Source organism: Streptomyces sp. MNU89 (assembly GCF_020982505.1).
Classification (GTDB): domain Bacteria; phylum Actinomycetota; class Actinomycetes; order Streptomycetales; family Streptomycetaceae; genus Streptomyces; species Streptomyces xinghaiensis.
Genome location: NZ_JAJKLL010000001.1, coordinates 5,113,967 through 5,129,376, shown reverse-complemented (window position 1 = coordinate 5,129,376; position 15,410 = coordinate 5,113,967). Strand labels below are relative to the sequence as shown.

Sequence of the window (15,410 nt, the reverse complement as noted above, 5' to 3'; positions counted from 1 at the left end):
AAGCAGAGCGGCAGCTGTGAAAACTGACGCTTGTCCAGGGAGCACTCACGACCGGTGGGTGGTTGCGCTTACGGCGTCCGGGTGGGCGGCGCGATGGGGGTGGCGGGTGCGTCGCGGGCTGCGGGCGGTCGTGGTGGTGGGGGTTACGGCATCCGTGCTGGGGTGGGCCGGGGTCGGTCGTCTATCCGGTGCCGTGCGCGCCCGGGGACGGGTTGAAATGCGATGACGCGGCTGGTGCCGCTGGGGGTGCGCGGAAGCACACGCGCGCCTGGGCTCTTCGGCTTCCCCCTTCGTTGTGGCGGGCTGTCGGTGGTGACGGTCGTAGCGGGTGATTGTCGGTAGCTGCTGTGGTCGTGTCGGCTGTCGCCGGGGTGAGGTCCCGGGGCGTGGGGCCCCGGTTCTCTGGCACGTCGGCGGCCGGGTTCGGAGTGGCCGGCAGTCCGTGGTGGTGCTGGTGTGCGGCGGGGCGATAGGTGGAGCCTCCGGGTCCATTTTCGATCACCCGTTCGGGTGGTTCCGGGACGTGGACCTGGCTTCATCACCGTCCGTGACGGAAAATGGGAGGTAGGAACTCGCTCTGTGAGGGCGGGGGTTCACGCGTGTGATCCGGACGGGGGGACATGATGCAGGCCACGCTGCTCGACCACGACGATACGGCCACGACTGGGGAGACCGGCCCGCCGGAACAGCCGGTGACGGCTGATGAGTGGGCCACGCACCTGGCCTCCGCGGTGCCGGGCCCGCAGACAGCGGCGATGCTCGGCCTGCTGGAGCGGGACGGGTTGTCGAGGGCAGGGCGGATCGACGCCCTCAAGGCCTGGGAGCGGCATATCGCATGGATTCAGGCGCAGCAGGTGGGCTTGCTGGCGGATATCGAGGCGGATGCGCTGGAGGCGGTGCCAAATGACTTCGGGTGGGTGGACTATGACTGGAACTTCGCCTGTGAGGATGTGGCCTGTGCGTTGAAGCTGTCGGGGAACACGGCCGCGGACCGTCTGGCGGTGGCCACGGCCCTGGAGGGGCGGTTTCCCACGACGGTGGGCCTGTTGGAGCGCGGGGAGATCTGCTACTTGCAGGCGAAGGCGGTGGCGGAGGTCACCGGCACCCTGGACCCCGAGGCCGCGGGTGTGGTGGAGGCGATGGTGGTGCCGAAGATGCCGGGCCAGTCGGTGGGGCAGACCCGGCGGGCGCTGAACCGTGCGGTCCTGAAGGCTGATCCGCGGGGTGCGGAGCGGCGGCATCGCCGGCGGCGGGAGGACCGGACGATCTGGCACCGGGCCGCCGAGGACGGTATGGCCACCTGGAGCGCCTTCCTCCCCACCCCGCAAGCCGCCCAACTGGACGCGGCCGTCGACGCGCACGCCGCCACGTTCACCGAGGACGGGCGCACCCTGAATCAGAAGCGGGTGGACGCCCTGTATGACCTGGTCGTCAACCGCCCCGCCGGGACGGACACCCCCGCCGGAGGCACAACCCCGGGCGGCCGGTCGGCGGCGGTGGTGCAGGTGACGGTGTCGATGGACACGTTGATCGGGGTGGATGAGGAGCCTGGACAGCTCAAGGGCTACGGCCCGGTCAGCGCCACCGCGGCACGGGAGGTGGCTTTCGCTCCGGGCACGATCTGGCGGCGTCTGATCACCCACCCGAAGACCGGCCTGCTGATCAAGACCGACCCCACCACCTACCACCCCACCGCCGAGACCCAACGCCATGTCATCGCGCGGGACATGACCTGCACCTTCCCCTCCTGCCAGATGCCCGCCCACCGCTGCGACCTCGATCACATCGAGCCGTTCAACCACCAGGACCCGCAAGCGGGCGGCAGGACGGAGCCGGGCAATCTGATGCCGCTGTGCCGACGCCACCACCTGCTGAAACACCGCACCCGATGGCAGGCCGAACGCAACCCGGACACCGGCGAAGTCACTTGGACCGCGCCGACGGGCCACACCTACACCAACCCACCCCACACCCCCACCCCCACCCACATCACGTAGCCCCCGCCCCCGGCAGCTACCGGCGCCAGCCCCTCCGCCGCCACGCGGAGGGGCCCACACCCCTGCCCTAAACCCGAACCCGACACCCACCCCGCGCCACCACCGGGTGGGCAACACCCGGCCGGGGCCATGCGTGCACCTCGACGGCGAGCACCGGCGAACGACACCCGCCCCTCGGCCTCAACGCGCAGGCGCCGTTTTCACCATCCACCGGCCGGCAGCCGGGAGAGTGGATAGCTCTGAGCCCCCCGTGCCGTCAGCCGCCACGACCGTCACCACCGACAGCCCACCACGACGGCGGGCGAGCCGAAGAACTCAGGCGCGCGTGTGCCCCCGCAACCACCCACCGGCACCAGCCACGCCATCGCTTTTCAAGACGACCCCGGGCGCGCACGGCACCGGATAGACGACCGACCACCGGCCCACCCCCAGCACGGATGCCGTAGCCCCAGCAGGAGAACATCCGGCAGACCGCGACGCACCCGCAACCGCCACCGCGCCGCCCACCCGGCGCCGTAACCCCCGCCCAAACGGCGACAGCCGGCCCGCAGCACCCATCGTCGCCCCGAACCGTTCCGTGCACGGCCGGTGCGAGGCTCGCCTTACGGCTTGGGCTTGATCGGCTTGCCCTCGTCACCGTTCAGCAGTATCCGGGGGGCCTGACCTGCCTGAACCTCGGCCAGGGCCGGAACCGCTGCCACCGTGGCAGAAGGCGGCGGCCGGTCTCTTCAGCAGTGTCCGGCGGGAACTCTTCGCGGTCTTCACGGGTGTGTCTCTCCGCACCTCTCGGCATCGGCTCCTCTTCCCGCATCATCACCGTCCGGCCCAGGGAGCCGTAGGACACCGCAGCACGGGCGGGGGCAGCCGCCCGGTGCGGCCGGAGCCGGAGGGAGGAACGCTCGCCACCGGGCCGTTCTCGCGCGGCCTATTGTTGCCCCGTGACACAGGAACCCGGGTCAGGAGTGAGGGCGCGGTCGCGGCCGGGCGGCCGGACGGCGCGCGTCAGCGAGCAGGTGCTCGATGCGACCGTTGAGCTGATCGCCCGGCACGGGGTCGCCGCGGTGACGTACGACGCGGTCGCCCAGCTGGCCGGATCCAGCCGTGCGACCGTCTACCGCAAGTGGCCGCGGCGCGACGACCTGCTCCGGGCGGCGCTCACGCGGTTCGCGGAGGTGTCCGTCTCCGTCCCGGACACCGGGGATGTCCGTTCCGACCTGGTCGAGCTGCTGTGCGCGATCGGCGGCATCCTGGCCACCCCCACCGGCCGCGCGATCATCAACGCGTCGATCACGGCGGATGACGACGATCCGATCCGCGCGCTCGGCCTGGAGGTCCTCCGGACCCGGCTCGCGGTGCTGGAAGCCCGTATCGCCGGCGCGGTGGAGGCCGGGGAACTGCCGCCCACGGACGCGTCCTTCCTCAACACGATGCTTGTCGCGCCGGTCCACCTCCATGTCATGCGCGACCGCCGCCCGCTCACGCGGGAGTTCGCCGAGCGCGTGGTCCGCACGGTCTTCGACGGAGTGGTGCCGCGCGAGAGCTGATCTCGGACCGTTGACGACCCACCGCTTAATGATACAGTCTCGTATCGTTAAGCGGTGGGTTTGCGGCGCGTGCCGCGTCTCCGGCCCAGCCGTCCGGACACCACAACAGGAGCCATGACATGGCGAGTGACCACGGCAACCACAGCGACTACGGCGACACCTGGACCGGGCACGTCCCGCCCGTCCCCTTCGAGGAGTACTCCGAGAGGTACTCCGCCTTCTTCAAGATGCGCCGCGAGAACGGCGTCATCGAACTCCGCCTGCACACGGACGACGGCCCGTACATCCACAACTGGGCCGCGCACAACGCCTGGAGCCGCGTCTGGCAGGACGTGGGCAACGACCCCGGGAACCAGGTCCTCATCATCACCGCGACCGGTGACAGCTGGTTCCGGGGCGACCCCGACAAGACCTGGCAGAAGCCGATCGCCGACGAGGAACCCGACTACATCTTCCAGCAGACCCACGACGGCTGGAAGCTCATCGAGAGCTTCGTCGGCAACCTCGACATCCCCACGATCGCGGCGGTGAACGGACCCGGTATCCACACCGAGTTCGCCCTGCTCTGCGACATCACACTCGCCGTGGAGGAGGCGGACTTCATGGACCCGCACTTCCTGGTCGGCAGCGCCCCCGGCGACGGGCAGGCCCTGGTCCTGCAGGCGCTCATGGGTACCAAACGAGCCGCCTACCACATCTACGGAGGCAAGCCGATCCCGGCGAGGACCGCTCTCGAGCTCGGCATCGTCAGCGACGTGCTTCCCGGCGAACAGCTCCTGGACCGCGCATGGGAGCTGGCCGAGTTCATCATGCAGCGTCCGCGCTTCGCACGCTGGGCGACCCACAACATCCTCGCGCGGCCGTGGAAGAAGCTCGTCGCCGAGGACTTCGGCTTCCACATTTCACAGCAGATGCTGAGCACCGTCGCGTCGAAGGAGCTCATCCCGATCCGCTCCCTGATCGCGGACGCGGGCGCACGCAAGATCTGGTGACGCCCCGCGCCCGCACGGCCCCTGGTCCGGCTCCGGGTCCTCGCCATGCCGGTGCGTCCGGGCGATCCGGTTCCGGGCGATCCGGCAGATCGCCACATCAGGACCAGCCGTTCCGGACCAGCACGTCGCAGGCCGGAGACCGGGTCGCGCCCGTACCCCCGTAGCCGGCCGACGTCAGGCGCGAGGCCGCGTACTACGATCCCACCCGTGGAGAACGAGGAGCGGAAGGCAGCACCGGGGCCGACCGAGGTGGAGCTGGCCTATATGCCGACCTCGGCCGACATGACCGAGGCACTGAGCGCACGGACCAGCCCCACCGCACGCGGGCGTCTCCCCTTGATCGCCGGATTGATCTCGGCTGCCGTTCTCGTTGTTCTCCTGATGCTCGCGGCCCCCGGGGCCGTCCTGGCCGCGGTGGCGGCCACAGGCCTGTGCACCGTGCTGGGGAGCCTCGTGGGCGGGTGGGCGAACCAGCGGCACCGAGCACGGCAGTTGACCACGTACGCGCGTTCCCAGGGCGGGTACACCATGCGGGCGGACGACGACGGCATACACGCCACCACGGCGGTCGCGGAGACCACGATCCCCTGGGCGTCGTTCTGGCACTGCATCGAGACGGCGAACCTCTTCGTCCTGGTCATCGACGACACGGTGGGCGGAATGGCCGTGCTGCCGAAGCGCGGCCTGCGTGACGGAGCGGATGCCGACGGGTTGCGCGCGGTCGTCGCGCGGCATGTCACACCGGTCTCTCCCGCCGGGCAGCGGGCCGGGCAGCGCTCCCGGACGATGTGAGCGACGCGAAGAAGTGACGGCGGCGCGGCCGGCCGGACCCGGGATACGGGGCCCGGCTCCGGGGTCGGCCCGAGGCACCCGGGCGGCCCCGGGAACGGCCGGTGAGAGGAGCCTTACGACCCGGGCTTGATCGGCTTGTCCTCGTCACCGGCCAGCAGCATCTGGGGGACCTGCCTGAAGGTCCACCCCTTCTTCGTGTACTCGAACACCCACACCACGTCGAACCGGTGGCCCGGCCAGTGGCTCGGGATGTTCAGCCTGCTGCCGTCGGCTCCGGTCAGGTCTCGTGCGAGTTTCGGGATCGTCCCGTGGTGCCAGGCCACCAGTGTCGCGCCCTCCTGCCCGGCGAGCTTCTTGGCCAGCTTCTTCTCGTCGTCGTTGTCGTAGGAGGTGTCGATCGTCTTTCCGAGCTTGTCCGCCAGGGGGGTCACGGTCTCGATCGGGCGCTGGCTGACGGGCCGCCCGTGGTGCTCCGAGGATGTGGCGTAGATCCGGTCCGGACGGGACAGACCGGAGCGCGGAGTGCCCTCGTGCGGCGCGAACAGCTCCGCCAGCGCCCCCGCCCGCTGCCAGCCCCGCACCGTGATGGAGTCCTTGTCCTGCTCTCCGGACTCCTCGACTCCGTACGGAAGATGCCCGTCGTCGGCGGGCTTCTCCGCATGCCGGATGATCATCACGGTGGCGCGGGTCCCGTCGGGGGCCTGCCCGGCACGCCCGGCATCACCGGAGGCCGAGGCGGAACCTCCGGCCAGAGCCGGAACCGCCACCACTGCGGCGCAGGCGGCGGCCGACCTCTTCAGCAGCGTCCGGCGGGAACTCTTTACGGTCTTCACGGGGGTGTCTCCTCAAAGCCTGTCGGGATCGGCTGCTTTTCCCGCATCATCACCGCCGGGTCCGGAGAGCCGTGAGACGCCACAGCGCGCCCACCGCGAACCACCCGCCCAGCCGAGCCGAGCCGGTTCGACCGAGCGGAGGCCAGTCGGGGCGGGGTGCGTACCCCCGGCGGGCCGGGGCTTCGCTCTTCGGAACCGCCTGGTCCCAACCCGGCAGGCCGCCTGTGCACATCGGCACGCTGATCGCCACGGATTCGGGGCTCCGTGAGCGGGTCTTCCGGCCTTCCGTCACGCCCACGGCCCCTCCTCCGGCCAACGGCCCGCGCCCCGGACTGGCGGAGGCGTCCGGGGCGCGGGGTCCCGTGCCGGAGGGACGGGCGGGGCGGCGGCCCGGTGCGGCCGGGCGCCGCCGGTCGGGGCCGGGCCTGTCGGCGCGGTCCGGGGAGGGCTGCTCGTGGAGGGCCGGGGAGAGTCTGCTCGTCGGGGCGGGGAGGGGTCGTCCGTCAGCGGTCGCGGACCAGGCGGACCGGGCGGCGCGGGGTGGCCGGGCCGGTGGGGCCGTAGCCGAGGCGGATCAGCATCTGGACGTGGCGGGGCCGGCCGCGGCCGTCGCCGAGGGCCCAGCGCAGGTCCGGGTACTCCAGGCCCTGGTGGAGCATGGACGCCCGGACGCCCTCGGCGGTGGCGACCAGCAGCACGTGTTCGAGGGCCTGCCCGGCGCGCAGCCAGTCCGCCCGGCGGTCGTGAGTGGTGGAGAGGACGGCGATGACCGGTCGCCGTTCGAAGACGGCGGACGGGCGGCCGCTGGCGGGGCGCAGGCCGGCGAAGTCCCGCATCGGCAGCTGTCCCGTGGCGTCCTGCGGGCCCAGCACGGAGCCGGGCATCCCGTCGGCCGTCCCCTCCCGTATCCACCGGCGGCTCTCCGCGCGCCGGACCTGGTCGTGGGTGTTGCGGCGCTCGCCCTCCGCGGTGACGCGCAGCAGCCGGGTGGTCTCGCTCGGGCCGGGGAAGGAGAGCAGCACGCCCTCGGCGTGCGCGGCCTCGGTGAGCTCGGCCGGGAGACGGGTCGGCAGGGGGTGCGCGGAGTACGGGAAGCGGCTGCTGTGCCGGTGCCACAGGGCTTCGTAGAGGTCCGGGCGGTGGCTGCCCCGGAGGGGCTGGCCGGCCAGGCGCACGGCGGCCAGCAGGTCGGGCTCGCCGGGGCGCGGCAGCAGGCGGACCACCGGTTCCCAGCCGAGGTGGGCGGCGGCGACGCGCAGGTTGAACAGGGCCGCGCCGACGGAGACGTGCAGCGCGCGGCCGACCGGGTCGGCGTGGCGCAGCGCCCGCTCCGCCGCGGCGCGGATCTCCACGGTGTCGGTGGCGGTGTCCAGCCGGTAGCGCCAGGGCTGGGTGTTGTACATCGAGGGTGCGGCCACGGAGGCGGAGATCAGCTTCTCCAGGGTGGCCGTGTCCGGCGGGGCGGTGGTCGTCATGTCGTCAGTCCTCCCGGTGCCCGGCGTGGGATGCCCGCGCCGTGGAAAACGCGCCGTCCGGGTCCCGTCCGGGCCCGGTTCAGCAGGTGCCGTGTTGCAGGGACGGCTGCGGCGCCGCCTGGGTGGCCAGGACGGCGGCCTGGATCCGGCGTTCCACGCCGAGCTTGGCGAGCAGCCGGGAGATGTGGTTCTTGACGGTCTTCTCGGAGAGGTAGAGCCGCCGGCCGATCTCGCGGTTGGTCAGTCCCTCGCCGATGAGGCCGAGGATCTCCCGTTCCCGCGGGGACAGGTCGGCCAGCACCTCGTCCCGGGCCGCCGCCTCGTCGTCCTCGCCGCGCAGGCTGGTCATCAGCCGGGCGGTGGTGGCGGGGTCGAGCATGGACTGCCCGGAGGCCACGGTGCGGACGGCCGAGACCAGGTCGAGGCCGGTGATCTGCTTGAGGACGTATCCGGAGGCGCCGGCCATGATGGCGTCGAGCAGCGCCTCGTCGTCATCGAACGAGGTGAGCATCAGGCAGGCCAGGTCCGGCATCCGGTCGCGCAGCTCGCGGCAGACGGCGATGCCGTTCCCGTCGGGCAGGCGTACGTCGAGCACGGCGACGTCGGGCCGGAGCGCGGGGCCGCGGACGAGCGCCTGCTCGGCGGTGACCGCCTCGCCGACGACGTTGATGTCCGGCTCCGACTCCAGCAGGTCCTGGACTCCGCGCCGGACGACCTCGTGGTCGTCGAGCAGGAAGACCCTGATGGGCTTCTCCGGTGCTGCCTCGCGTTCCTCGGCCATGGTGTCCCTCGGGGAGTGGTGAACCGTCGCTCCACCGATCGTCACGCCGCCGGGGACCTGCCGGTTAGGGCCGAACGGTCCCTGTGGTGCCGTCCGTTGGTCACCGGCTCGGCGGGGCCCCGGGGGGGACGGCCCGATGGCGCCCCGCCCCCGCCGGGACGCGCCGGTCCCCGGACGGATCCTCCTGACCCGGATCCGGCCGGGGACGCGCGCGCGCCCCGGGCGCGCGCGCCATCGGCGGGCGCGGTGCGTCGGCGGCCCCGGCGTCAGGCCTCCGGCACTCCCCCGACGGCGAGCGGCGGGATGGCCGGCCGGGTGGCCGGCGGGCACGGCTCGGGCCCGGCGAAGGCGCACTCCACGTCCACCACACCGGCCACCGCGCGGGTCAGCCGGGCGGCGACCGGGACCAGGGCGCAGTCGGGGATGCGTCCGGCGAGGACCACCATGCCCTCCCGCACACGCACCTCCACGGCCGCCGAGGCGCCGAAGAGCGGGCCGGTCACCTCTCGGCGCACCTCCTCCTCGATGTCCTCGTCGGAGCGGAGGAAGACCTTCAGCAGATCTCCCCGGCTGACGACTCCGGCGAGCATGCCCCCGGGGTCGGTCACCGGCAGCCGTTTGACCTTCCGCAGCGCCATGATCCGCGCGGCCTCGGCGAGGGTGGCGCCCGCCCGCACGGTGACGGCGGGGGACGTCATCAGCTCCCCGGCGGTGTACGCCTCCGCCTTCACCACGTCGCGCCGGCGCTCGGGATCGTCCAGGCCGGGCGGACAGAGCCTGCGGAACTCCTCCTTCGGCAGCAGATCGGCCTCGGAGACCACGCCGACGACCCGGCCGTCCTCGGCCAGCACGGGCAGGGCGCTGATCTCCCACTCCAGCATGGTCCGGACGATCTCCTTGAAGGGAGCGTCCCGGCCGACGCCGATGACCGTGTGCGTCATCACGTCATTGACGATGTGCTCTCCGCTCTGCACGGCTTCTCCTCGGTCGGTGTGGCGCTCCGGTGTGCGACGGGTACGGATGCGGGAAGCCCGGGATTCCGGGAGCCCGCGGGCCCCGGCCATCAGAGGCTGCGCAGCCAGTCCTCGACGGTGCCCTGCGCGGTCGACGCCTCGGCCGGCCGGAGCCGGGAGTCGTCGTAGCGTGAGGTCAGCCGGTCCACCACGGAGACGACACCGTCGATCTGCCCGGTCATCCGGACGGCGACGGGCACCTCGCTGCTGCGCTCCAGCTCGCCCTCCAGGGTGACGACGCCGTCGGTGACGGTGACCTTGACGGCCTGCGGCACCAGCCACAGGGTGCGGACCAGCACCTCGTCGATCACCTCGGCGCGGATCTCCTCGTCCGGCCGGAGGAAGACCTGGAGCAGGTCGCGACGGGTGACGATGCCGACCAGCCGGTCCTCCTCGTCGATCACCGGCAGCCGTTCGACGCGGTACTTGGCCAGGATGCGGGCCGCCTCCGCGATGGAACTCTCCGCGCGCACGGTGACCGCCGGGGAGGACATCAGTTCGCCGGCCGTCCGCGCGCGGGCCTTGGCGGCGGTCCGGTGCGCGGCGGGGGTGAGCCGGAAGCGGTGGCGCCGCTCCCCCGGGTCCGTCTGCTCGGTCTGCCGGGCCATGAGGTCCGTCTCGGAGATCACGCCGATGACCTTCTCGTCGTCGTCCACGACGGGCACCCCGCTGATGCGGTGCTCGTCGAGCAGGGCCGCGATGTCCTTGAACGGGGTGGTGCGGACGACCCGGACGACGTCGTCCGTCATCACGCTGCCGACCTTCCGCTGCTTCATGGCCATCTCCTCATCCCCCGGTCCTGTGCGGGCCGGTCCGGTGCGTGGGTTCCTTCGTCCGGCTCGTCCCGCCCGCCCGCTGCCGGCGGTGTGCCGGTACGGGCGGCGCGGCCACGGGTCGCGATTCCACGATCCGCCCGGCCCCCCGCCCTTCACAGGGGCTGCCCGGGCCGGTGACGGGGCCGTTCGGCCCACCGGGGCCCGGGCCGTACGGCGCCGCCGCGCGGACCTCACCCGGGACCTTTCCCGGCCGGGCCCGGCCGGCGTCCAAGGGGCCCGGGAAACGGGGGCCGTTGGGCCCGTACGAGGCGGTCTTTCGGCACCGGTCGCACACCGGTCCGAGACGCCATGGTTGAAGCGTCACCCCGACCGGGAGCCACCGGACGGGAGACACCCGAAAGGGTCCACCCCGAGTGAAGGAGCCCGTCATGGCCGTCATGCAGGAACCCCGTCTGAACCGCCGTATGCAGGTCCCGTCCCAGCGTGCGGCCCTGACCGCCCCGGAGCACGGCGCGGTGATGACCCCGGCCGGGGCGAAGACCTTCGCGATCGTCCGCATCGTGACCGGCTTCGTCTTCCTCTGGGCCTTCCTGGACAAGACCTTCGGGTGGGGCTACGCCACCCCCGCGGGCAAGGGCTGGATCGACGGCGGATCGCCCACCAAGGGCTTCCTCAGCGGCGTGGCCGTCGGACCGCTGGAGTCCACCTTCCACGACATCGCGGGCGCCGGCTGGGCGAACTGGCTGTTCATGCTCGGCCTGCTGGGCATCGGCGTGGCACTCCTCAGCGGTGTGGCACTGCGGCTGACCGCCGCCGCCGGGTCCCTGATGATGATGCTGATGTGGGCGGCCGAATGGCCACTCGCGCAACACCTGTCGAACGGCGCGCCGAGCATGTCGACCAACCCCGTGGCCGACTACCACCTGATCTACGCGCTGGTCCTGATCGCCCTCGCCGCCGCCTACGCCGGCAACACCTGGGGCCTGGGCCGCAAGTGGGCGGAACTGCCCATCGTCCGCAAGAACCGCTGGCTCCTCTGAGCCTCATGAGCCGCGACAGGGAAACCCCGACCGGGCCGGCGCCCAGCACCGCCGGCCCGGCCGGATGTCCGGGCCCGGTCCCGCGCCCGGCCCCGGCGCCCGGCGCCCGCACCGCCGTCACCACGCATCCGCCAGCACACGTTCCGGAGGAACGGACATGACCGTACGGGTAGGCATCAACGGCTTCGGCCGCATCGGGCGCAACTATCTGCGCAGCGCCCTGGGGCGGACGGACGACACCACACCGGTCGAGGTGGTGGCGGTCAACGACATCGCGCCCACGGCGACCCTCGCGCACCTCCTCGAGTACGACTCCACCTACGGGCGGCTCGGCCGCACCGTCTCGCACGACGCCGGCTCGATCACCGTGGACGGCCACCGGATCGCCGTCACCGCCGAGCGCGACCCGGCCGAGTCGGCCTGGGCGGAGCACGGCGTGGACATCGTCATCGAGGCCACCGGCCGCTTCCGCACCCGCGAGGAGATCGCCCGCCACCTCAAGGCCGGCGCCCGCAAGGTGCTGCTCTCCGCGCCCGGCAAGGACGTGGACGCCACGATCGTCATGGGCGTCAACGAGACGGACTACGACCCCGAGCGGCACGAGATCGTCTCCAACGCCTCGTGCACCACCAACTGCGTGGTGCCGATGGTGAAGGTGCTCCACGAGCGGTTCGGCATCGTCAAGGGGCTGATGACGACCATCCACGGCTACACCAACGACCAGTCGGTGCTGGACAGTCCGCACAAGGACCTGCGCCGCGCCCGCACGGCCGCCGTGAGCATCATCCCGACGTCCACCGGCGCCGCCCGCGCCGTCGGCCTGGTCCTGCCCGAGCTGGCCGGCGCCCTGGACGGCATCGCCGTCCGCGTCCCCGTCGAGGACGGCTCGCTCACCGACCTCGCGCTGGTGCTGCGCCGCGAGACCACCACCGAGGAGATCAACGAGGCCTTCGCCGAGGCGGCCGAGGGCCCGCTGAAGGGCGTGCTGCGGGTGAGCACCGCGCCGATCGTCTCCCGCGACATCGTCGGCGACCCGGCCTCCTGCGTCGTCGACGCCCCGCTCACGCAGGCGCACGGTGAACTGGTCAAGGTCTTCGGCTGGTACGACAACGAATGGGGCTACAGCAACCGGCTGCTGGACCTCACGGAGTACGTGGCCGCCCGGCTCTGACCGGCCCCGCCGCACCGGGGCACACCTGTGCGGGCCGCCCCGGCGACCGCCGCCGGCCCCGCCCGGCCGTACGGCACCACCGGATCACCGGCCACTCCCGCCCCACCCGCCCTTCCCCGCCACAGCCCGGCGCGGAAGGGCCCGGCGCGTTCCGGGACCGCCGGCCCGCGAACGGGACCTGCGGCCCTCCAACAGCCGTTTCCTACCTGTGAGTATGTAAGCGAAGCAAGGACGTCACCGCGGCGTTCGAATCCTGGAGGTAGCCACCATGTCCCGTCCCGTCACCCTCGGTCTCGACGGCTCCCGCGAGAGCATCGCAGCCGCCGACTGGGCGGCCCGCGAGGCTGAGCTCCGCGGACTGCCGCTGCGCGTCGTCCACGTCTGGGAGCCGCTGCCGTACCCGCTCCCGCCGAGCAGCGGCCCCGAGGTCCAGCGCCACTGGGCCGAGCGCATCCCGCGCGAGGCCACCGAAGAACTCAGCGCCCGCCACCCGGACCTGGAGATCACCAGGGACCAGCTCCGCGGCCACCCGGTCGAGGTGCTGCCGCTGGTCGCGGAGGACTCCGAGCTGCTGGTCCTCGGCTCCCGCGGTCTCAAGGGGCTGACCGGCTTCCTGGTGGGCTCGGTCGGACTGTCCACCGCCGCCCACGCCCGCCGGCCGGTCGTCCTGGTCCGGGCCGGGGAGCAGGCGGGCGACGAGCACCGGCCGGACCCGGCGGCCCGCACCTCCGCCGCCACCCCGTACAAGGACGTGGTCCTCGGACTGGACCTGTCCTCCCCCAGCGACGAACTGCTGGAGTTCGCCTTCGACGCCGCCGCGCGGCGCGACACCCGGCTGCGCGTGGTGCACGGCTGGAGCGTGGCGCCCCACGGCGACCTGCCCCAGTCCGCCGACCTGGAGGCCGAGCTCGGCGAGCGGCGGTCCGCACAGCTCGCCGACATCCTGCGCACCTGGCGGCAGAAGTTCCCCGGGGTCGAGGTCGAGGCGCAGGCGGTCATCGGCAAGCCGGCCGACCACCTGCTGGAGTCGGGCTGCGACGCCTCCCTGGTGGTCATCGGCCGCCGCATCCGCCGCTCGCCCATCGGCACCCACCTCGGCGCCGTCGCCCACGCGGTGCTGCACCACTGCTCCGTCCCGGTCGCGGTCGTCCCGCACGACTGAGACGCACCGGGCGATGTCAACGGCCCGCCGGAAGCCCCGGTTCACGGGGGCGGCCGGCGGGCCGCGGTCGTCTGCGGCGGAATCCGGCACAACGCGTCGCACACCATCCGTGGACCGTTTCCCGGCTGCTCCCTTTCCGTTGGCCGGGCCTGGCTACTCTCCCCTCGCCCGGTCCGGCCCAGGAGAGGCACGTCCATGAGCACCCCGGTCCACCGCATCCCGACTCGGCCGTCCGTGACCGCCCTGACGCCGAACCGGCAGCGCCGGGACCGAAGCAGGGCAGGGAGTCCGTCGGGAAACCCGGCGGAGCGCGCCCTCCGCGAGATCCAGGCCGGCGCCGGCAACCGGGCCGCGACCGCGGCGGTGCAGCGCGCCAGGGGCGCGGCGAAGGAGAAGGGGAAGGAACCGGAGAACGGCAACGCGTCCGCCGCACCGAAGAGTTACCGTGACCGGATCGCCGCGGTCCTCGACCGGCTCAAGAAGAACCTCGAATTCATCGACACCTTCGTCAAGGGCGTCCATGTCCCCGCCAACGCGGGCTTCTCCCAGCAGGCCTCCGCCACGGTCAACGACGGGCTCAAACACTCCGCCGCCTCCTCGGGGACCGCCGCCGCGTCGGAGAACCTCGTCACGGAGTCCGCCGGCGCCGTGCTCAGTGGCATGGAGGCGGCCAAAGCCAGGAAGAGCGCCAAGAAGCACGAGAAGGGCGCCGCTTTCCACGAAGCGGACAAGAAGTCCACCTCGAAGACGGCCGACGCGGTCGTCGGTGCCGCCGGCTCGGGAAGCTACGCCCTTGCCATCGCCAAGGAGCTGACCAAGGCCCAGAAGGCGGCGAACGCCATGACAACGGCCGAGGCGAGCGGTATCACCTCCGGTGCCGTCGGCGCGGTGAAGGGCGCCCGCGCCGCGAGCCGCGTCGGGATGACGGCCCGCAAATACCGTGCCCTGAAAGGGCTGGACAAGCCCGACCGCACCGAGGAGGGAGCGCTGGTCCGGCTGAACCAGGCGCGGCAGGACGCCGAATGGGCCGCGGCCGAGGCATACGTCGCGCTGGACATGCAGTGGGACCACGAGGGCGAGGACCGGCTGGAGCGCGTTTCCGAGGCCATCGACGCGGCCTGGGCAGCGATGGGCGACGCCCGTGACGCCGCCGGAGACCTCCGGCGCGCCGAGGACGTGAACACCCTGAACACGGTGCACACGTATGCGCTCGGCAAGCAGCGCCACAAGATGGGCAAGCAGGCGGCCACCGCCGTGGGGGAGTCCACCAAGGCCGCGGGCGGCATCGTGACCGCGGTCGCCGCCACAGCGGGAGGAGCCGGGCTGGCCGGCAACCCGGTCGGCTGGGGCCTCGCCGCGGGTGCGGCCGGCCTCATCCTCGGCGTCACCGCCTACCGGGCGGGCCGCGCGGGCATGAAGCGCTACGACGGGGCCCGCCACCCCGAACGCTGGGCGGCGGAGGAGGAGACCCCGGCGGAGCCCGCCTCCCGCGAAGACGCGCTGAAGGAGGCCCTGAAGTTCTGGAAGAAGGTGGAGAACGGCGAACGCCAGGCCATGGCGCGGAAACTCTACGGATTGGCGGCGGGTCCCGACATCCGCGGGAGCGGCGGCACAGCGGCCGAGATGCGGGACTCGGCCAGAGCCCTCCTCATCGCTCTCAAAGCCGGCCCCGACAACCACCGGCTGACCCCCGACGAGTGGGCGGACTCCCTCAACGATCCGGCGAAGACGGCCGCATGGATCAAGGAGATAGCGGAACAGCTGTCCTCGGCCTGACCGGGGGCACGCGGCCTCCCGGCAGGCGTCAGTCCGGGCGCTGCGCGCATAACGCGTT

The 15,410-nt window shown here is 72.5% G+C and carries 13 protein-coding genes; 8 read left to right on the top strand and 5 right to left on the bottom strand.

What is annotated here, in order from left to right:
* Positions 1–620 precede the first annotated feature (620 nt).
* The 4 genes from E4N63_RS21900 (at position 621) to E4N63_RS31230 (ending at position 5,325) form a co-directional block, all read left to right on the top strand.
* The gene (locus E4N63_RS21900) at positions 621–1,997 is read left to right on the top strand and encodes an HNH endonuclease signature motif containing protein (protein WP_230241522.1); all 1,377 of its coding nucleotides are present in this window, start codon (positions 621–623) and stop codon (positions 1,995–1,997) included.
* 938 nt (positions 1,998–2,935) lie between these two features.
* On the top strand, positions 2,936–3,541 hold the full coding sequence (locus E4N63_RS21895) for a TetR/AcrR family transcriptional regulator (RefSeq protein ID WP_125626915.1): 606 nt from the start codon (positions 2,936–2,938) through the stop codon (positions 3,539–3,541).
* Positions 3,542–3,660: 119 nt separating this feature from the next.
* Complete coding sequence (locus E4N63_RS21890) at positions 3,661–4,533, top strand: enoyl-CoA hydratase/isomerase family protein (RefSeq protein WP_230241521.1); 873 nt, start codon at positions 3,661–3,663, stop codon at positions 4,531–4,533.
* 207 nt (positions 4,534–4,740) lie between these two features.
* The gene (locus E4N63_RS31230; RefSeq protein ID WP_230241520.1) at positions 4,741–5,325 is read left to right on the top strand and encodes a YcxB family protein; all 585 of its coding nucleotides are present in this window, start codon (positions 4,741–4,743) and stop codon (positions 5,323–5,325) included.
* A gap of 113 nt (positions 5,326–5,438) precedes the next feature.
* Here E4N63_RS31230 and E4N63_RS21880 read toward each other — a convergent pair whose 3' ends face one another.
* From E4N63_RS21880 to E4N63_RS21860, 5 genes are all read right to left on the bottom strand, one after another.
* A complete protein-coding gene (locus tag E4N63_RS21880) occupies positions 5,439–6,158 on the bottom strand; it encodes a histidine phosphatase family protein (protein WP_230241519.1) in 720 nt (239 codons plus the stop codon).
* A 503-nt stretch (positions 6,159–6,661) separates the two neighbouring features.
* On the bottom strand, positions 6,662–7,633 hold the full coding sequence (locus E4N63_RS21875; protein WP_228429561.1) for a nitroreductase family protein: 972 nt from the start codon (positions 7,631–7,633) through the stop codon (positions 6,662–6,664).
* A 79-nt stretch (positions 7,634–7,712) separates the two neighbouring features.
* On the bottom strand, positions 7,713–8,414 hold the full coding sequence (locus E4N63_RS21870) for a response regulator transcription factor (RefSeq protein WP_019706220.1): 702 nt from the start codon (positions 8,412–8,414) through the stop codon (positions 7,713–7,715).
* A 266-nt stretch (positions 8,415–8,680) separates the two neighbouring features.
* Entirely contained in the window at positions 8,681–9,388 is a 708-nt protein-coding gene (locus E4N63_RS21865) for a CBS domain-containing protein (RefSeq protein ID WP_374112810.1), read from the bottom strand.
* Between the two features lie 89 nt (positions 9,389–9,477).
* Positions 9,478–10,203, bottom strand: coding sequence for a CBS domain-containing protein (locus tag E4N63_RS21860; protein WP_125626748.1), 726 nt, complete (start codon positions 10,201–10,203; stop codon positions 9,478–9,480).
* A gap of 428 nt (positions 10,204–10,631) precedes the next feature.
* On the opposite strand from E4N63_RS21860, the gene E4N63_RS21855 reads away from it, so the two are divergent.
* The 4 genes from E4N63_RS21855 to E4N63_RS21840 all read left to right on the top strand — a co-directional run bounded on the left by E4N63_RS21855 (position 10,632) and on the right by E4N63_RS21840 (position 15,352).
* Complete coding sequence (locus E4N63_RS21855; protein WP_125626749.1) at positions 10,632–11,243, top strand: DoxX family membrane protein; 612 nt, start codon at positions 10,632–10,634, stop codon at positions 11,241–11,243.
* Between the two features lie 157 nt (positions 11,244–11,400).
* Positions 11,401–12,414, top strand: a complete 1,014-nt coding sequence (gene gap, locus E4N63_RS21850) for a type I glyceraldehyde-3-phosphate dehydrogenase (RefSeq protein ID WP_230241518.1) — start codon at positions 11,401–11,403, stop codon at positions 12,412–12,414.
* Between the two features lie 268 nt (positions 12,415–12,682).
* On the top strand, positions 12,683–13,576 hold the full coding sequence (locus E4N63_RS21845) for a universal stress protein (RefSeq protein WP_230241517.1): 894 nt from the start codon (positions 12,683–12,685) through the stop codon (positions 13,574–13,576).
* A gap of 195 nt (positions 13,577–13,771) precedes the next feature.
* The gene (locus E4N63_RS21840; protein WP_230241516.1) at positions 13,772–15,352 is read left to right on the top strand and encodes a hypothetical protein; all 1,581 of its coding nucleotides are present in this window, start codon (positions 13,772–13,774) and stop codon (positions 15,350–15,352) included.
* The last annotated feature ends 58 nt before the right edge of the window (positions 15,353–15,410 follow it).